The 18538-nt window shown below is 72.2% G+C and carries 14 protein-coding genes; 6 read left to right on the forward strand and 8 right to left on the reverse strand.

Annotated elements, in window-relative coordinates; all coding sequences use genetic code 11:
- Positions 1-4 precede the first annotated feature (4 nt).
- The 3 genes from HNR57_RS28185 to HNR57_RS28195 all read right to left on the reverse strand — a co-directional run bounded on the left by HNR57_RS28185 (position 5) and on the right by HNR57_RS28195 (position 7172).
- The gene (locus tag HNR57_RS28185; RefSeq protein WP_184564213.1) at positions 5-1468 is read right to left on the reverse strand and encodes a glutamate synthase subunit beta; all 1464 of its coding nucleotides are present in this window, start codon (positions 1466-1468) and stop codon (positions 5-7) included.
- Positions 1461-6059 (reverse strand): glutamate synthase large subunit, encoded by a 4599-nt coding sequence (gene gltB / locus HNR57_RS28190; RefSeq protein WP_184564455.1) that lies wholly within the window; start codon positions 6057-6059, stop codon positions 1461-1463. Before gltB ends, HNR57_RS28185 begins: the two co-directional genes overlap by 8 nt.
- Positions 6060-6440: 381 nt before the next feature.
- Complete coding sequence (locus tag HNR57_RS28195) at positions 6441-7172, reverse strand: VIT1/CCC1 transporter family protein (protein WP_184564215.1); 732 nt, start codon at positions 7170-7172, stop codon at positions 6441-6443.
- A gap of 215 nt (positions 7173-7387) precedes the next feature.
- Between HNR57_RS28195 and HNR57_RS28200 the strand changes: the two genes are divergently transcribed.
- From HNR57_RS28200 to HNR57_RS28225, 6 genes are read left to right on the forward strand one after another with little or no spacing between them, the layout of a single operon-like run.
- Entirely contained in the window at positions 7388-8395 is a 1008-nt protein-coding gene (locus tag HNR57_RS28200) for an ADP-ribosylglycohydrolase family protein (protein ID WP_184564217.1), read from the forward strand.
- The gene (locus HNR57_RS28205; protein WP_425583471.1) at positions 8320-9639 is read left to right on the forward strand and encodes an ADP-ribosylglycohydrolase family protein; all 1320 of its coding nucleotides are present in this window, start codon (positions 8320-8322) and stop codon (positions 9637-9639) included. The genes HNR57_RS28200 and HNR57_RS28205 overlap by 76 nt, the downstream gene beginning before the upstream one ends.
- A 7-nt stretch (positions 9640-9646) precedes the next feature.
- Positions 9647-10816 carry an ADP-ribosylglycohydrolase family protein gene (locus HNR57_RS28210; protein WP_184564219.1) on the forward strand — a complete coding sequence of 390 codons (1170 nt, stop codon included), beginning with the start codon at positions 9647-9649 and terminating at the stop codon, positions 10814-10816.
- Entirely contained in the window at positions 10804-12168 is a 1365-nt protein-coding gene (locus HNR57_RS28215) for an ADP-ribosylglycohydrolase family protein (protein WP_184564221.1), read from the forward strand. Before HNR57_RS28210 ends, HNR57_RS28215 begins: the two co-directional genes overlap by 13 nt.
- Positions 12165-13364, forward strand: a complete 1200-nt coding sequence (locus tag HNR57_RS28220; RefSeq protein WP_184564223.1) for a CaiB/BaiF CoA transferase family protein — start codon at positions 12165-12167, stop codon at positions 13362-13364. The genes HNR57_RS28215 and HNR57_RS28220 overlap by 4 nt, the downstream gene beginning before the upstream one ends.
- The gene (locus HNR57_RS28225) at positions 13361-14176 is read left to right on the forward strand and encodes an HpcH/HpaI aldolase/citrate lyase family protein (RefSeq protein ID WP_184564224.1); all 816 of its coding nucleotides are present in this window, start codon (positions 13361-13363) and stop codon (positions 14174-14176) included. The genes HNR57_RS28220 and HNR57_RS28225 overlap by 4 nt, the downstream gene beginning before the upstream one ends.
- Before the next feature lie 61 nt (positions 14177-14237).
- Here HNR57_RS28225 and lgt read toward each other — a convergent pair whose 3' ends face one another.
- The 5 genes from lgt to trpM all read right to left on the reverse strand — a co-directional run bounded on the left by lgt (position 14238) and on the right by trpM (position 18525).
- Positions 14238-15203 carry a prolipoprotein diacylglyceryl transferase gene (gene lgt, locus HNR57_RS28230; protein ID WP_184564226.1) on the reverse strand — a complete coding sequence of 322 codons (966 nt, stop codon included), beginning with the start codon at positions 15201-15203 and terminating at the stop codon, positions 14238-14240.
- A gap of 85 nt (positions 15204-15288) precedes the next feature.
- Positions 15289-16065 carry a DsbA family protein gene (locus tag HNR57_RS28235; RefSeq protein ID WP_184564228.1) on the reverse strand — a complete coding sequence of 259 codons (777 nt, stop codon included), beginning with the start codon at positions 16063-16065 and terminating at the stop codon, positions 15289-15291.
- Between the two features lie 86 nt (positions 16066-16151).
- On the reverse strand, positions 16152-16970 hold the full coding sequence (gene trpA, locus HNR57_RS28240; RefSeq protein WP_184564230.1) for a tryptophan synthase subunit alpha: 819 nt from the start codon (positions 16968-16970) through the stop codon (positions 16152-16154).
- Complete coding sequence (gene trpB / locus HNR57_RS28245) at positions 16967-18250, reverse strand: tryptophan synthase subunit beta (protein WP_184564232.1); 1284 nt, start codon at positions 18248-18250, stop codon at positions 16967-16969. Before trpB ends, trpA begins: the two co-directional genes overlap by 4 nt.
- A 77-nt stretch (positions 18251-18327) precedes the next feature.
- Positions 18328-18525 (reverse strand): tryptophan biosynthesis modulator TrpM, encoded by a 198-nt coding sequence (trpM, locus tag HNR57_RS28250; protein ID WP_184564234.1) that lies wholly within the window; start codon positions 18523-18525, stop codon positions 18328-18330.
- Between the last annotated feature and the right edge of the window lie 13 nt (positions 18526-18538).

Below are 18538 nucleotides of genomic sequence, written 5' to 3' on the forward strand. Positions count from 1 at the left end.
GCTGTCAGACCATCAGCGCGCGGTCCGTCGGACGGATGGGCGCCGGCAGCTCGCTCGCGCCGGTGAGGGCACGGTCCACCCCGCGGGCCGCCGAGCGGCCCTCGGCGATGGCCCAGACGATGAGCGACTGGCCGCGGCCGGCGTCACCGGCGACGAACACGCCCGGCACGTTGGTCTGGAAGTCGGCGTCGCGGGCGATGTTGCCGCGCTCGTCGAGCTCCAGGCCGAACTGGTCGACCAGGCCGTTCTCCCGGTCGGTGCCGGTGAAGCCCATGGCGAGGGTGACCAGCTGCGCGGGGATCTTGCGCTCGGAGCCGGGCTTCGGGGTCAGCTTGCCGTCGATGAACTCCACCTCGGTGAGGTGCAGCCACTGGACGTTGCCGTCCTCGTCGCCCTCGAAGTGGGTCGTCGAGACCGAGTAGACCCGCTCGCCGCCCTCCTCGTGCGCCGAGGTGACCTTGTACAGCATGGGGAAGGTCGGCCAGGGCTGGGAGGCCTCGTTCCGCTCCTCGCCCGGGCGGGGCATGATCTCCAGCTGCGTGACGGAGGCCGCGCCCTGGCGGTGGGCGGTGCCGACGCAGTCCGCGCCGGTGTCGCCGCCGCCGATGACCACGACGTGCTTGCCCTCGGCCGAGATCGGAGTGGTGACGTAGTCGCCCTCCTGGACCTTGTTGGCCAGCGGCAGGTACTCCATGGCCTGGTAGATGCCCTTGAGCTCGCGCCCGGGCACCGGCAGGTCACGGGCCGTGGTGGCGCCGACGGCCAGGACGACCGCGTCGTAGCGCTTCTTCAGGTCCGTGGCCTTGAGGTCGCGGCCGATCTCGATGCCCGTGCGGAAGCGGGTGCCCTCCGCGCGCATCTGCTCGATGCGGCGGTTGATGTGCCGCTTCTCCATCTTGAACTCGGGGATGCCGTAGCGGAGGAGGCCTCCGATGCGGTCCGCGCGCTCGTAGACGGCGACGGTGTGGCCGGCCCGGGTCAGCTGCTGGGCGGCGGCGAGACCCGCCGGGCCGGAGCCGATGACGGCGACGGTCTTGCCGGACAGGCGCTCGGGGATCTGCGGGGCGACGTCCCCGGTCTCCCACGCCTTGTCGATGATCGAGACCTCGACGTTCTTGATGGTGACCGGCGGCTGGTTGATGCCGAGCACACACGCCGACTCGCAGGGAGCGGGGCACAGGCGGCCCGTGAACTCCGGGAAGTTGTTCGTCGCGTGCAGGCGCTCCGAGGCGGCCGCCCAGTCCTCGCGGTAGGCGTAGTCGTTCCACTCGGGGATCAGGTTCCCGAGCGGGCAGCCGTTGTGGCAGAACGGGATGCCGCAGTCCATGCAGCGGCTGGCCTGCTTGCTGATGATCGGCAGCAGGGAGCCGGGGACGTAGACCTCGTTCCAGTCCCGGACGCGCTCCTCGACGGGGCGGGACCTGGCGAGTTCGCGCCCGTGGTTCAGGAAGCCCTTCGGGTCAGCCATTGATCGCCGCCTCCATCATCTTCTCGTGGGTCTCGGTCTCGGAGAGACCGGCTCGCTCGGCGGCTTCCTTGGCGGCGAGCACTGCCTTGTACGTGCTGGGGATGATCCTGCTGAAGCGCTCGACGGCGGTGTCCCACTCGGCCAGGAGCTTCTCGGCGACGGTCGAGCCCGTCTCCTCCTGGTGGCGGCGGACCACGTCGTGCAGCCACTGCTTGTCGGTGTCGTCGAGCGGCTCGACGGCGTCGAGGTTGCCGACGTTGACGTTGTCGCGGTCCAGGTCGATCACGTAGGCGATACCGCCGGACATGCCGGCCGCGAAGTTGCGGCCCGTCTCGCCGAGCACCACGGCGTGGCCGCCGGTCATGTACTCGCAACCGTGGTCGCCCACGCCCTCGGAGACGACCGTCGCGCCGGAGTTGCGGACGCAGAACCGCTCACCGGTCTTGCCGCGCAGGAACATCTCGCCGCCGGTGGCGCCGTAGCCGATGGTGTTGCCGGCGATGACGCTGTACTCGGCGAGGTGGTCGGCCGCGCGGTCCGGGCGGACGACGATCCGGCCGCCGGACAGGCCCTTGCCGACGTAGTCGTTGGCGTCGCCCTCCAGGCGCAGCGTGACACCGCGCGGGACGAAGGCGCCGAAGGACTGGCCGGCGGAGCCGGTGAAGGTGATGTCGATGGTGTCGTCGGGCAGGCCCGCGCCACCGAACTTCTTCGTCACCTCGTGGCCGAGCATGGTGCCGACCGTGCGGTTGATGTTGCGGATCTGCACCTGGGCGCGCACCGGCTGGGCGTCGGTGGCGCCGGACGCGGCGAGCGCGTCGGCGGCCAGCTTGATCAGCTCGTTGTCGAGCGCCTTCTCCAGGCCGTGGTCCTGCGCGATGACCTGGTGGCGCACCGAGCCCTCGGGCAGCTCGGGCACGTGGAACAGCGGCTCCAGGTTCAGGCCCTGCGCCTTCCAGTGGTCGACGGCCCGCGTGACGTCGAGGGCCTCGGCGTGGCCGACGGCCTCCTCGATGGAGCGGAAGCCCAGCTCGGCCAGGATCTCGCGGACCTCTTCGGCGATGAACTGGAAGAAGTTCACGACGTACTCGGCCTTGCCGGAGTAGCGCTCGCGCAGGACCGGGTTCTGCGTGGCGATGCCGACCGGGCAGGTGTCGAGGTGGCAGACGCGCATCATGACGCAGCCGGAGACGACGAGCGGCGCGGTCGCGAAACCGAACTCCTCGGCGCCGAGCAGCGCGGCGATGACGACGTCGCGGCCGGTCTTCAGCTGGCCGTCGGTCTGCACGACGATGCGGTCGCGCAGGCCGTTGAGCAGCAGCGTCTGCTGGGTCTCGGCGAGGCCGAGCTCCCAGGGACCGCCGGCGTGCTTCAGCGAGGTGAGCGGGGAGGCACCGGTGCCGCCGTCGTGGCCGGAGATGAGCACGACGTCCGCGTGCGCCTTGGACACACCCGCGGCGACCGTGCCGACGCCGACCTCGGAGACCAGCTTCACGTGAATCCGCGCCTGCGGGTTCGCGTTCTTCAGGTCGTGGATCAGCTGGGCGAGGTCCTCGATGGAGTAGATGTCGTGGTGCGGCGGCGGGGAGATCAGGCCCACGCCGGGCGTCGAGTGCCGCGTCTTGGCGACCCACGGGTAGACCTTGTGGCCGGGCAGCTGGCCGCCCTCGCCGGGCTTGGCGCCCTGGGCCATCTTGATCTGGATGTCGTCGGAGTTGACCAGGTACTCGGAGGTCACACCGAAGCGGCCGGAGGCGACCTGCTTGATGGACGACCGGCGGGCCGGGTCGTACAGGCGCTCCGGGTCCTCGCCGCCCTCACCGGTGTTGGACTTGCCGCCCAGCTGGTTCATGGCGATGGCGAGGGTCTCGTGCGCCTCCTGGGAGATGGAGCCGTACGACATGGCGCCGGTGGAGAAGCGCTTGACGATCTCGGAGACCGGCTCGACCTCGTCGATGGAGATCGGCTGCCGGTCCGACTTGAAGCCGAACAGGCCGCGCAGCGTCATCAGCCGCTCGGACTGCTCGTTCACGCGCTCGGTGTACTTCTTGAAGATGTCGTACTTGCCGGAGCGCGTGGAGTGCTGGAGGCGGAAGACGGTCTCCGGGTCGAACAGGTGCGGCTCGCCCTCACGGCGCCACTGGTACTCGCCGCCTATCTCCAGGGCGCGGTGCGCCGGGGCGATGCCGGAGGCCGGGTAGGCCTTGGCGTGGCGGGCGGCGACCTCCTTGGCGACGACGTCGATGCCGACTCCGCCGATCTTGGTGGCCGTGCCGTTGAAGTACTTCTCGACGAAGGCCTCGTCGAGACCGACGGCCTCGAAGACCTGGGCGCCACGGTAGGAGGCGACGGTCGAGATGCCCATCTTGGACATGACCTTCAGCACGCCCTTGCCGAGGGCGTAGATCAGGTTGCGGATGGCCGTCTCGGCCTCGATGCCGGGGAGGAACGTCCCTGCGCGGACCAGGTCCTCGACGGACTCCATCGCCAGGTACGGGTTGACGGCGGCGGCGCCGTAGCCGATGAGCAGGGCGACGTGGTGGACCTCGCGGACGTCGCCGGCCTCCACCAGCAGACCCACCTGGGTGCGCTGCTTGGTGCGGATGAGGTGGTGGTGGACGGCCGCGGTGAGCAGCAGCGACGGGATCGGCGCGTGCTCGGCGTCGGAGTGGCGGTCCGACAGGACGATCAGGCGGGCGCCGTTGTCGATGGCGGCGTCGGCCTCGGCGCAGATCTCCTCGATGCGCGCGGCCAGCGCGTCACCGCCGCCGTGCACCCGGTACAGGCCGGACAGCGTCGCGGCCTTGAAGCCGGGCATGTCGCCGTCGGCGTTGATGTGGATGAGCTTGGCCAGCTCGTCGTTGTCGATCACCGGGAAGGGCAGCAGGACGCTGCGGCAGGAAGCCGCGTTCGGGTCGAGCAGGTTGCCCTGGGGACCCAGCGAGGAGCGCAGGGAGGTGACCAGTTCCTCGCGGATGGCGTCCAGCGGCGGGTTGGTGACCTGCGCGAACAGCTGGGTGAAGTAGTCGAAGAGCAGACGCGGGCGGTCCGACAGCGCGGCGATCGGCGAGTCGGTGCCCATCGAGCCGATCGGCTCGGCACCGGCCTTGGCCATCGGCGCGAGGATGACGCGCAGCTCCTCCTCGGTGTAGCCGAAGGTCTGCTGGCGGCGGGTGACCGAGGCGTGCGTGTGGACGATGTGCTCGCGCTCGGGCAGGTCCTCCAGCTCGATCTCGCCGGCCTCCAGCCACTCCGCGTAGGGGTTCTCGGCGGCGAGCTCGGCCTTGATCTCGTCGTCCTCGATGATGCGGTGCTCGGCGGTGTCGACGAGGAACATGCGGCCGGGCTGGAGGCGGCCCTTGCGGACGACCTTGGAGGGGTCGATGTCCAGGACGCCGACCTCGGAGCCGAGGACGACGAGGCCGTCGTCGGTGACCCAGTAGCGGCCGGGCCGCAGGCCGTTGCGGTCGAGGACCGCGCCGACCTGGGTGCCGTCGGTGAAGGTGACGCAGGCCGGGCCGTCCCAGGGCTCCATCATCGTGGAGTGGAACTGGTAGAAGGCGCGCCGGGCCGGGTCCATGGAGTCGTGGTTCTCCCACGCCTCCGGGATCATCATCAGCACGGAGTGCGGCAGGGAACGGCCGCCCAGGTGCAGGAGTTCGAGGACCTCGTCGAAGGAGGCGGAGTCGGAGGCGTCCGGCGTACAGACCGGGAAGATCCGGTCGATGGCCTTGTCGTCGGAGCCGAACAGGTCCGAGACGAGCTGGGACTCGCGGGCCACCATCCAGTTGCGGTTGCCCTTGACGGTGTTGATCTCACCGTTGTGCGCGACGAAGCGGTACGGGTGGGCCAGCGGCCACGACGGGAACGTGTTCGTCGAGAACCGGGAGTGCACGAGCGCGATCGCGGAGGCGAAGCGGCGGTCGGACAGGTCCGGGAAGAAGGGCTCCAGCTGGCCGGTGGTCAGCATGCCCTTGTAGACGATGGTCCGTGCGGACAGCGACGGGAAGTACACGCCGGCCTCGCGCTCGGCGCGCTTGCGCAGCACGAAGGCCTTGCGGTCGAGGGCGATGCCCTCCGAGGTGCCGTCGCTGACGAAGATCTGACGGAAGACCGGCATGGTCGACCGGGCGGTGGCACCCAGCAGCTGGGGGGCGACCGGCACCTCGCGCCAGCCGAGGACGGTGAGGCCCTCGTCGGCGGCGATCGTCTCGATCTGCGAGACGGCGTCGGCGGTGGCGTCCTCCGGCAGGAAGGCGATGCCCACGGCGTAGGAGCCCGCGGCGGGCAGTTCGAATCCGGCCACGTCACGGAAGAAGGCATCCGGAACCTGCGACAGGATGCCGGCGCCGTCGCCGGAGTCGGGCTCGGAGCCGGTGGCGCCGCGGTGTTCGAGGTTGCGCAGAACGGTCAGAGCCTGTTCCACCAGGGTGTGGGACGCCTCGCCGGTGAGGGTGGCGACGAAGCCGACGCCGCAGGCGTCGTGCTCGTTGCGGGGGTCGTACATACCCTGCGCAGCAGGGCGAGCATCCATGAACGACCAGTTCTGGCCATTCGCGGAATGCTGGGACGGCTGGCGCGGCGTACGCATCGGCTCTCCCGTCGTCGTCATGTGGCATATGCAAGTGCCGAGGGACGACGTTGGCCCTCGCGTGATCGCAAAATTTCGTGCAGGTTACATGATGGAGCGGTTCTCGGGAACCGGGATAATCCGTTCCAGCATGCGGACACCGCGGGTTCGCGGCGGGGGTACCGCGCCAGCAGTGGAAGCTATGGAGGGGCCGCGTGAATCGATCGGGTCAGATCGGTTTCCATCGGCCCGGGGAGCGGGAGGGGCGGCTTCGCCCACCCCGCTGGGGTGCGCGGCGAGCGTCATTGCCCGCAGCGCTTACGGCTCATGCCCAGTGGTCGCACAGTCGAAACCAGTGAGTAACGGCTACTTATGCGGTCCCTTGCATAAGTCTGAGCCGCGCTATCCTACGGCCGTTCCGAACAAGGTGCCCAGGGCGTACGTCACACCGGCCGCCGCGCCTCCCAGGAAGAGCTGCCGCAGCCCGCTGTACCACCAGGTGCGCGCCGTCACCCGGGCCACCACCGCACCGCACAGGAAGAGCCCCAGCAGCGCCAGCAGCACCGCCGGCCACATGCTGCTCGCTCCCAGCAGATAGGGCAGCACGGGTATCAGCGCGCCCAGCGCGAAAGAGCCGAAACTCGACACCGCGGCCACCGTCGGCGAGGGCAGATCGCCGGGGTCGATGCCCAGTTCCTCGCGGGCGTGGATCTCCAGCGCCTGCTCGGGGTCCTTCGACAGCTGCCGGGCCACCTCCTGGGCCAGCCGCGGTTCCACACCCCGCGACTCGTAGAGCGCGGCGAGCTCGGCCTCCTCGTCCTTGGGGTGCTTGCGCAGCTGGCGCCGCTCCACGTCCAGCTCGGCCTCGACGAGCTCGCGCTGCGAGGCGACGGAGGTGTACTCGCCGGCGGCCATGGAGAAGGCGCCGGCGGCCAGGCCCGCGAGTCCGCTGAGGACGACGGTGTGCTGACCGGCCGCCCCGCCGGCGACACCGGTCATCAGGGCGAGGTTGGAGACGAGGCCGTCCATCGCACCGAACACCGCGGGACGCAGCCAGCCGCCGTTCACGTCCCGGTGTGTGTGGTTGTCCCGGTGCGCCTCGTGCAGCGTCGCCTCGGTCTCGATGATGGCCATGGAAGATCCCCACTCCCCGCTCTTTGGACACGTTCCAGAGTTTTACAACGCCAAAACTACGCCCTGGATTCCATCGCCGCCAGCAAGGAAAGGCTGCGCTAACCTGCGGTTTTACCCTTCGGCGCTCACTTGATGACCTCCGCGCGCAGATGTCGACCGGGTGATGCTGGGGCTCGTGAGGCTCGGCGGAGTCACCGGAGTGGGACAGATGCCGTATGGCATCGACCGCCTGCATCTCCTCCGTGCCGGCGCCCGGTGACGCCGCCGGACTTCGCGAACGGGCCCGCGGCGCGCTGCTGGGCCTGGCCGTCGGTGACGCCCTCGGGGCACCGGCCGAGAACATGAAGCCCTCCGACATCCGCGCGCGGTGGGGCCGGATCACCGGGTACGTCGCCGAGAAGCCGTCGGGCACGGACGACACCGAGTACGCGATCTTCTCCGGCCTTCTGCTGGCCCGGCACGGCTCCGCGCTGACCCCGGCCCATGTCGAGGCGGCCTGGCACGAGTGGATCGCCGACCGCGACGAGGGCCCCTTCCGGGGTGCCGGCTTCAGCGAACGCGGCACCCTGGAGAACCTGCGCCGGGGCCTTGCCGCCCCGATCTCCGCCCAGCACCGGCACGCCTGGAGCGACGGGCTGGCCATGCGCGCGGCCCCCTTCGGGGTGTTCGCGTCGGGCCGCCCTGCGGAGGCGGCCCGGCTGGTCGCGATCGACGGCTCGGTGAGCCATGACGGCGAGGGCATCTACGGCGGCCAGGCGGTGGCCGCGGGCGTCGCGGCGGCGATGGCGGGCGCCCCGCCGACCGCGGTCGTGGCGGCGGCCCTCGCGGTCGTGCCCGACGACTCCTGGACGGCCCGCAGTCTGCGCCGCGCGGTCGTCGTGGCGCACCGCGGGGAACGCGCGGTGCGCTCCGCGGTCGTCATCGGCGGCTACCCCTGGACCGACCTGGCCCCCGAGGCGGTCGCCCTCGCCTTCGGCGCGTACGCGGCGGCCGACGGCGACTTCGAGCAGTCCGTCCTGACCGCGGTGAACATGGGCCGCGACGCGGACACGACGGCGGCGGTGGCGGGGGCCCTGGCGGGCGCGACCCGGGGAGTGTCGGCGATCCCGCAGGCCTGGACGGACCCCATCGGCCCGGTCCACGGCCGATGTCTCCCGGCGATGGCGGGCTATCACGTCCTGGACGTGGCGGACCTGCTGACCCCGGCGGAGGTCCTCCCATGACGACGTACGGATACGAAACGGAAGCCGCCGACGGCGAGGCCGCCCCACGGGAAACCAGGACCTCCTCTCGGGTGACGGTCACAGGCGGTGCGCGGGCGGGAGACAAACGGGCCGAAGGCGAAGCCGAGGCCACGAGAAGAGCCGAAGGCCTCCTGCTCGGACTGGCCGCCGGCGACGCCGCCGGCTGGCCCGCGGCCCGCCACCGGGCCGCCCGCATGCCCGACTGGACCCGCCGCCTCACCCGCGAACTGGACACCTTCGCCGAACACAACGCCACGACCACCCTCCCCGTCCCCATCGCCCTGAACCAGCCCCCCGAGCCCCTCCGCCTCGGCCCCTCCGACGACGCCGAATGGGCGGCCTTCGCCGCCGAAGCCCTCCTGCGCGCCGGCGACGACACCGTCCTGAACGACCTCAGCCGGGAACGCCGCACCCGCGCCGCCATCGACCTCACCTGGAACGCCATCGCCTGCGAGGTCGCCGCCGCGACGGAGCGCGCGCCCGAGACCGAGTCCGCCGTCCTCCCCCTGCGCGCCCGCATCTCCGTCCGCGCCGGCCTCGGCAACCTAGCCACCGGCCTGCGCCCGCCCGCCACGGGCCACGACAACCCGCACTACTTCGACGACGCCGCCTGCGTACGCGCCTGCGTCCTGGCCGTGGCCCACCCCGGAGACCCCCGGCGCGCCGCCGACCTCGCCGAGTTCGACGCCCGCTACACCCAGGACGGCGACGGCGTGCACGGCGCCCGCGCGATGGCGGCGGCTCTCGCCCTCGCCCTGGCCGGCGCGCACGTCGACGCCTGTGTCACCGCCGCGCTCGCCGAACTCCCCGAGGAGACGGAGATCGGCCGCAACGCCCGGCACGCCCTGCGGCTCGCCGCCGACGCGGACAGCGCCTTCGCCCTGGTGCCGCCCCTGGAGCACCAGATCGTCGACCACGTCTACAGCTACGGCATCGCCGCCGCCGAGACGGTCCCGGTCGCCCTCGCCCTGGCCACCGCGGCCCGCGGCCGCATCGCGGAGGCGATCCCCGCGGCGGCCTGCCTGTCCCGGGTCGCCGACTCCGCCCCGGCCCTGGCGGGCGCCCTCACCGGCGCCCTGGGCGGCGGCGCGTCGATCCCCGCCTCCTGGCGGGAGAGCTGCCGCACCCTCTCCGGCTGTGCCCTCCCCCGCCTCACCGGCACGGACCTCGTGGAACTCGCCGGACTGCTGGAAGCCGTACAACCGGCCTGCCCGGGTGGATGATGCGGCCATGCAGCCCAAAACACACCAAAGTACCCTCCTGGACGAGCGGATCAGCGGCGCCCTGGTCGGGGCCGCCGTCGGCGACGCTCTCGGCGGCCCCGTCGAGGGCTACTCGCCCGAGCAGATCCTCGAACGCCACGGCGGCCGCGTCCACGGCATCGTCGGCCCCTGGCACGGCGACGACTGGCGCACGGCCCGCCCCCTCGCCCCGTACCACAAGGGCGACGGCCACGTCACCGACGACACCTTGATGACACACGCCCTGGTCCGCGTCTACGCCCGGGTCCGCGACCACCTCGACGCCTACGCGATCGCCGGCCACCTGGTCCCGGACCTGATGACCGAGCCGCGCTGGATCCCGGAACTGGAGTCCGAGGCCCTCCCCCTCCAGCGGATCTTCCTGGCGGAGAAGTGGCTGGTGACGAGGATCCACTACGGCCACGCCGATCCGCGCGAGGCCGGCACCGGCAACATCGTCAACTGCGGGGCGGCGATGTACATGGCCCCGGTCGGCCTGGTCAACGCGGCGGATCCGCGGGCCGCGTACGCCGAGGCCCTCGACATCGCCGGCGCGCACCAGTCGTCGTACGGCCGTGAGGCGGCGGGCGTCCTGGCCGCGGCGGTGGCGGCGGCGTGCACGCCGGGCGCGACCCCCGACTCGGTCGTCGCGGCCTGCCTGTCCCTCGCGAAGGACGGCACCCGGGCCGCGATCGAGCGGGTCTGTGAGGAGGCGTCCCGCCACACGGACTTCGAGTCGGCCCTGCGCCCCTTGCGCGAGGCCGTGGCCCCCTACGACACGGTGGGCCCCGACTACCGCGCCCCCTCGCTCGGCGCCCGCCGCCCCTCCCGCCTGCACGCGATCGAGGAACTCCCGGTCGCGCTCGGCATGATGGTGGTGGCGCGGGGCGACTACCGGCACGCGGTCCTCGGCGCGGTGAACTACGGCCGGGACTGCGACTCCATCGCCACCATGGCCGGCGCTCTGGCGGGGGCCCTGGGCTCACCGGTCCCGGAGGACTGGGCCAAGACGGTCGCGGAAGCCAGCCGCCTGGATCTCTGGGAACCGGCGGCAAGCCTCACCACCGTGACCCGCGAGATCTTCGCCCGGGACGTGGCCCGCCGGCGCACCCACGAGCAGGCCTTCGCGTCCCTCGGAGGCCGGGAATGCTCCGACTGACCTGGGTCCAGCCGGAGGACCTGATCGGCCACGAACTGCGCCAGGCGGCCCAGGACGGCCGGCAGCCGAAGGCCGTCGCGGCCCGCTGGCGAGCGGCGGGCGGCCCGCAGGCTCCGGCCACCGCGGGCGCCTCCCCCACCCCGGCCTCCCGCTACCTGCGCCGGCTGGCGGAGGACCTCCTGGACGAACTGGCCGACCTGCCGAGCACACTGGCGGACGACGAACCGACGGACCTGGACCGGATCAGAGCCGCCTGCCCCGACTGGCCCGAGCACGCGGGCGCCCCGGCCACCACCACCCCGCACCGCCTCGAAGCCGCCTGGCTCGGCCGCGCCACCGGCTGCCTCCTCGGCAAACCGGTGGAAAAGCTCCCCCTCGACGCCGTCCGCCGACTCGCCCGGTCCACCGGCAACTGGCCCCTCACCACCTACTTCACCGCCCGGGGCGTCCCGCAGGAGCTTCTCGAAGAGCACCCCTGGAACCGCCGCTCGGCAGCCACCTCGCTCGCCGAGAACATCGACGGCATGCCCGAGGACGACGACCTCAACTACCCCCTGCTCAACCTCGTCCTCCTCCAGCGCCACGGCAGGGACTTCACCACCACCGACGTGGCCCGCACCTGGCTGGACGAGCTCCCCGCCGGCCGCATGTTCACCGCGGAACGCGTCGCCTACCGCAACCTGCTCAGCGGCCTGGAACCCCCGCACACCGCCCGCCACCGCAACCCGTTCCGCGAGTGGATCGGCGCCCTGATCCGCGCCGACGTCCACGGCTGGACCAACCCCGGCCACCCTGCCGAGGCGGCCGAACAGGCCCACCGGGACGCCACCCTCAGCCACACCGCCAACGGCGTCTACGCGGCCATGTTCACAGCGGCCGTCATCGCCACCGCGGCGACCGGCGCCCACGACGTCCACACCTGCCTGCGCACCGGCCTCACCGTCGTCCCGCCACGCTCCCGCCTGGCCCGGGCCGTCCGCCAGGCCCTGCGACTCGCGCACGAACACGCGGACTTCGACACGGTCGTCGACGAACTCCACGCCCTGCACGCCGGCACCCACCACTGGGTGCACGCCGTCCCCAACACCGCCCTCATCGCCGCCGCCCTCACCCACGCGGACGGCGACTTCGCCGGCTCCATCTGCCGTGCCGTGAGCGGCGGCTGGGACACCGACTCCAACGGCGCGACGGCCGGGAGCGTCGCCGGGCTCCTGGCCGGACACCCCGCGGCGCTCCCCGACCGCTGGACGGCCCCCCTGAAGAACCGGCTGTCGACGTCCGTCGGCGACTTCAACGGCACCGGCTTCGACACCCTCGCCCACCTCACGCACCGGGAGACCCTCCGCCCATGACCGCGCCCACGACCGCGCCCCTCACCGGCCTGCGCGTCCTCGACCTGGCCACCCTCTTCGCCGGCCCGATGGCCGCGACGCTGCTCGGCGACTTCGGCGCCGAGGTCGTCAAGATCGAGCACCCGGCGAAGCCGGACCCCTCCCGCGGCCACGGCCCCTCGAAGGACGGCGTGGGTCTGTGGTGGAAGATGCTCGGCCGCAACAAGCGCACCATGACCCTCGACCTGTCGAAGCCCGGCGGCCGCGCCACCCTCCTGCGCCTGGCCGCCGGAACCGACGTGATCATCGAGAACTTCCGCCCCGGCACCCTGGAGAAGTGGGACCTGGGCTGGCCGGAGCTGTCCGCCGTCAACCCCCGCCTGGTCCTGGCCCGGGTCACCGGCTTCGGCCAGTTCGGCCCCTACGCCCACCGCCCCGGCTTCGGCACCCTCGCCGAGGCGATGAGCGGCTTCGCCGCGATCACCGGCGAACCGGACGCGCCCCCGACCCTCCCGCCGTTCGGCCTGGCCGACTCCATCGCCGGCCTGACCACGGCGTACGCGGTGATGACGGCGCTCGCCGCACGCGAGCGCACCGGCGAGGGCCAGGTCGTCGACATGGCCCTGATCGAACCGATCCTGGCCGCCCTCGGCCCCCAGCCCCTCTGGTTCGACCAGCTCGGGCACGTCCAGCCCCGCACCGGCAACCGCTCCCCCAACAACGCCCCGCGCGGCGTCTACCGCACCGCGGACGGCACCTGGGTCGCCGTCTCCACCTCGGCCCAGTCGGTCGCGGAACGGGTGATGCGTCTGGTGGGCCGCCCGGAACTGATCGACGAGCCCTGGTTCGCCTCGGGCGCCGACCGCGCCCGGCACGCCGACGTCCTGGACGAGGCGGTCGGCGGCTGGATCGCCGCGCGCACCCGCACCGACGTCCTGGCCGCCTTCGAGAAGGCCGAGGCGGCGGTGGCCCCGGTCCAGGACGTCCGGGACGTGATGGCGGACCCGCAGTACCAGGCCCTGGACACCATCACCACCGTCGACGACCCCGAACTCGGCCCGCTGCGCATGCAGAACGTCCTCTTCCGGCTCTCCGCCACGCCCGGCGCGATCCGCTGGGCCGGCCGCCCGCACGGCGCCGACACCGACGAGGTCCTGACCGAACTGGGTCTCACCCCGGACGACGTCTCGGCGCTGCGCGCGGAGGGCGCCCTGTGACGGGGTTCCCGCTCACCTGGCTCTACGCCCCCGGCGACCGCCCCCACGTGGTGGCGAAGGCCCTCGCCTCCGGCGCCGACGTCGTCGTCATCGACCTGGAGGACGCGGTCGCCCCCGACCGCAAGGCCTACGCCCGCGCCGCCACTGCCGACCTGCTCGCAGCCCCGCCGGCCGTTCCCGTCCATGTCCGCGTCAACGCCCTGGACAGCCCCTGGGGCGGGCAGGACATCGCGGCACTGGCCCCGGCTCCCGGCCTCCGCGGGCTCCGACTCCCCAAGATCACCTCACCCTCCGAGGTCACCCGTGCCGCGCGCCGGGCCACGTCAGCCGATCTGTACGCCCTCCTGGAGACGGCCCTCGCCGTGGAGCAGGCGTACGCCATCGCGTCCGCCCATCCGCAGCTGCGCGGTATCGCCCTCGGCGAGGCCGACCTGCGGGCCGATCTCGGCGTGCGGGACGACACGGGCCTCGACTGGCCCCGCTCCCGGGTCGTGGTGGCGGCCCGGGCCGCCGGTCTGCCCCCGCCGCCCCAGTCCGTCCATCCGGACACCCGCGACCTGGACGGGCTGGCCGCCTCCTGCGCCCACGGCCGTGCCCTGGGCTTCCTGGGGCGCGCCGCGATCCACCCCCGCCAGCTCCCGGTGATCGAACGCGCCTACCTGCCCACCGAGGCCGACATCGAGCGGGCGGAGACGGTCCTCAAGGCGGCCGCCGCGGAGCAGGGTGCCCAGGCCCTCCCGGACGGCCGCTTCATCGACGCGGCGGTGGTGACGGCCGCCCGGCGCACCCTGTCCCTGGCGCGCCGGCGCTGACATGCCGAGAGCGCCCGGGACGACTCCCGGGCGCTCTCGGCATGTCACATGGGGCAGGCGGTCAGGTCTTCTTCCCGGACCCGGCCTCGTTCTTGGCATCGCTCTTGGCATCGCTCTCGGCCGTGTCGGCCTTGGACTCGTCCACGGCCTCGTCGTCCCGGCCGGCGTCCCCGGACTTCTCATCGCTGCCGGCGTCGTCACCGGTGGCCGCGGCGCCCGGTTCCACGACGTCCTCCCGCCCGGGCCGCTTCTTCGACGACAGCACCAGGTACGTCACCGCGAGCAGGAACACCAGGATCGCGGTCCAGACGTTCAGCCGGAGGCCCAGGATGTGGTGGGCGTCGTCGACGCGCATGTACTCGATCCACGCCCGGCCCGCGCAGTACGCGGCGACGTACAGCGCGAACGCCCGGCCGTGCCCGAGCCGGAAGCGTCGGTCCGCCCAGATGACCAGGAACGCGACGCCGATGCACCACAGCGACTCGTACAGGAACGTGGGGTGGTAGGTGCCCGGGACCCGGCCGTCCGCAGAGGAGGTGATCTCCAGGGCCCAGGGCAGATCGGTGGGCTTGCCGTACAGCTCCTGGTTGAACCAGTTGCCCCAGCGGCCGATCGCCTGGGCAAAGGCGATGCCCGGTGCGACGGCGTCGGCGTAGGCGGGCATCGGGATGCCGCGGCGCCGGCAGCCGATCCACGCGCCCAGCGCGCCCAACGCGATCGCGCCCCAGATGCCGAGGCCGCCCTCCCAGATCTTGAAGGCGTCCACCCAGTCGCGGCCCTCGCTGAAGTACAGCTCGTAGTCCGTGATCACGTGGTAGAGGCGGCCGCCGACGAGGCCGAAGGGCACGGCCCAGACAGCGATGTCGGCCACCGTGCCGGCCCGCCCGCCCCGGGCGATCCAGCGCTTGTTGCCGAGCCAGACCGCGACGAAGACGCCGATGATGATGCAGAACGCGTAGCCGCGCAGCGGAATGGGGCCGAGGTACAGCACCCCGCGCGACGGGCTGGGAATGAAGGCAAGTTCCATGGCAAGGTCGACGCTACCGTGCCGCACCGGGCCGGGGGCGGGCGGCCCGGCTACGGGTCCATAACGGGGGGCGTGAGAACGCCCTTTACCCCTGGTTCGCCTCCTGCACCATCTGCTTCAGCTTGGCCGGGGTCATCGTGCGGTCCTGGTAGATGTTCTTGCCGTCCAACAGCACGGTGGGCGTGCCCGAGAAGTCGCCCTTGTCGAAGGCCTGGTGGGACTTGGCGACCCAGCCGTTGTGCTTGCCGTCCTCGACGCACGCGCGGAAGGACGGGGTGTCCAGGCCGTCGACCTTGCCGGCCAGCTCGATCAGCTTGCCGTTGTCCGCGTAGGCGTCGTCGGCCTCCGGGGGCTGGTTGTCGAAGAGCACGTCGTGGTACGCGGGGAACTTCCCGGCGTCCTGGGCGCAGGCCGCGGCGTTGGCGGCATTGCGGGAGCCGGTGCCGCGCATGTTGCCGTCGATGAGGGTGACCAGGTGGTACTCGGCCTTCAGCTGACCGGCGTTCGTCAGCTCGTGGATCACCGGCCGGTACGCCGTCTCGAAGGACTTGCACGCGGGGCAGCGGAAGTCCTCCCAGACCGTGAGCGTGGACTTGGCGCTGTCCTTGCCGACCGGGATCGCCAGGCCGTCCTTGCCCTGCGCTCCCGAGGGGGCCACGACCGGGCCGGCGGTCTCGCTGTCGTCGTCCTTGCCGGCGTTGGCCGCGATGATGCCGATCACCGCCGCGAGTCCCAGGACGGCGACGACGGCGCCGCCCACGATCAGCGCGCGCCGGCGCTTGTCCGCGGCCCTCTGCTTCTCACGCTCGACCGCCAGCTTCTCCCGGGCGGTGCGCTTTCCCTCACGGTTCTTCTCGCTCACACCCCGGAAACGAACCGGGGAGGAGCACCGCGCCTCCCCGGCCCCAGGTCCACCCGTACGAGGGACCTGTATGACTTCCCGGCTTCTTACGCCTGTCCGCGCACGCCCTTGGCGAGGTCGCCGGCGAGCGCGCGCACGGCCTCCACACCGGCCGCGTCGTCCGGGGCGTCGAGCATCGCCTTGACGAAGGCCGAGCCGACGATCACGCCGTCGGCGAAGCCCGCGACCTCGGCGGCCTGGGCGGGGTTGGAGACGCCGAGCCCGACGCAGACCGGCAGGTCCGTCCCGGTGGAGCGGGTGCGATCCACCAGGTCCTTGGCCTGCGAGCTGACGCTGGCGCGGGTGCCGGTGACGCCCATGAGGGAGGCGGCGTAGACGAAGCCGCTGCCGGCGGCGGTGATCTGCGCGAGCCGCTCGTCCTTGCTGCTGGGCGCGACGACGAAGACGGTGGCGAGACCGTGCTTCTCGGCGTGCTCCCTCCACAGCGCCGACTCCTGCACGGGCAGGTCGGGCAGGATGCACCCGGCCCCGCCCGCCTCGGCGAGTTCGGCGGTGAACCGCTCGACGCCGTAGCGGTCGATGGGGTTCCAGTACGTCATGACGAGGATGGGCTTGCCGGTGGCGGCGTGCGCCTCACGGACCGTGCGCATCACGTCGGCGATCTTGACGCCGCCGCGCAGGGCGATGTCGTCGGCGGTCTGGATGACGGGGCCGTCCAGGACGGGGTCGCTGTGGGGCAGTCCCACCTCGACGACGTCCGCGCCGCCGTCGATGACGGCCTTGATCGCCTCGATGCCGCCGTCCACGGTCGGGAACCCGGCCGGGAGGTAGGCGATGAGGGCGGAGCGCCCCTCGGACCTCGCCGCGGCGAGGGTGTCGCTCAACAGCTGCAGGTTGCCGCTCACTTGGCGTCCCCCTCGATCTCGGCGGTGCCGGAGGCGTCCTCGGCGACCTCGGCGTCGGTGTCGTACAGGCCGAAGTAACGGGCGGCGGTGTCCATGTCCTTGTCGCCGCGGCCGGACAGGTTGACCACGATCAGCCCGTCCTTGCCCAGCTCCTTGCCGACCTCCAGGGCGCCGGCCAGCGCGTGGGCACTCTCGATGGCCGGGATGATGCCCTCGGTGCGCGACAGCAGGCGCAGGGCCTGCATCGCCGCGTCGTCCGTGACCGCGCGGTACTCGCCGCGGCCGGAATCCTTCAGGTACGAGTGCTCCGGGCCGATGCCCGGGTAGTCAAGACCGGCCGAGATCGAGTACGGCTCGGTGATCTGGCCCTCCTCGTCCTGGAGGACGTAGGAGCGTGAGCCGTGCAGGATGCCGGGCTCGCCGGCGGTGAGGGTCGCGGCGTGCTCACCGGTCTCGACGCCGTGCCCGGCCGGCTCGCAGCCGATGAGGCGGACGCCGGTGTCCGGGATGAAGGCGTGGAAGAGGCCGATGGCGTTGGAGCCGCCGCCGACGCAGGCGACCGCGGCGTCGGGCAGGCGCCCGGCCCGCTCCAGGAGCTGGCGGCGGGCCTCGACGCCGATGACCCGGTGGAAGTCGCGGACCATCGCCGGGAAGGGGTGCGGTCCGGCGACGGTGCCGAAGAGGTAGTGGGTGTGGTCGACGTTGGCGACCCAGTCGCGGAAGGCCTCGTTGATGGCGTCCTTCAGCGTGCGGCTGCCGGACTTCACGGCGATGACCTCGGCGCCGAGCATGCGCATCCGGGCCACGTTGAGGGCCTGGCGCTGGGTGTCGATCTCGCCCATGTAGATCGTGCATTCGAGGCCGAACAGCGCACAGGCGGTGGCCGTGGCGACGCCGTGCTGGCCGGCGCCGGTCTCGGCGATGACCCGGGTCTTGCCCATGCGCTTGGTGAGCAGGGCCTGGCCCAGGACGTTGTTGATCTTGTGGGAGCCGGTGTGGTTGAGGTCTTCCCGCTTCAGGAAGATCCGTGCGCCGCCCGCTTCCGCGGCGAAGCGGGGGACCTCGGTGAGCGCCGAGGGGCGGCCGGTGTAGTTGACCAGGAGGTCGTCGAGTTCCTTGGCGAACTCCGGGTCGTGCTTGGCCTTGTCGTACTCGACGGCCACCTCGTCGACGGCCGCGACGAGGGCCTCGGGGATGAACTTGCCGCCGAAGGCCCCGAAGTAGCCTTCGGGGTTGGGGGTTTGACCCTCCGGGTCGGGGATGAAGAACTGGCTGGGCATGCGAATACCTCACGGTGAGTGTGTGTGGAATGCACTAATCGCCGTGGGAGCGGGGACCTGTTGTCGGCCGCGGGCCGTCAGTGGCTTGTCGCGCAGTTCCCCGCGCCCCTGGAGGGGCGCTGCCATCGCATGCCGTTGACCTGCCCGGGTTCGTCACCGATGACGTACCGCACACGGCGGCCGTGGACCCGGCGGGCCGGGGCGCGGCAGCCGCGGGGGCGGCAGCCGCGCGCGAGGCGGGCGTACCGGTCCACGGTCGTCAGGGTGAGAGTCATCGGGGCAAGTTTA

This window comes from Streptomyces paradoxus, assembly GCF_014202475.1.
GTDB lineage: Bacteria > Actinomycetota > Actinomycetes > Streptomycetales > Streptomycetaceae > Streptomyces > Streptomyces paradoxus.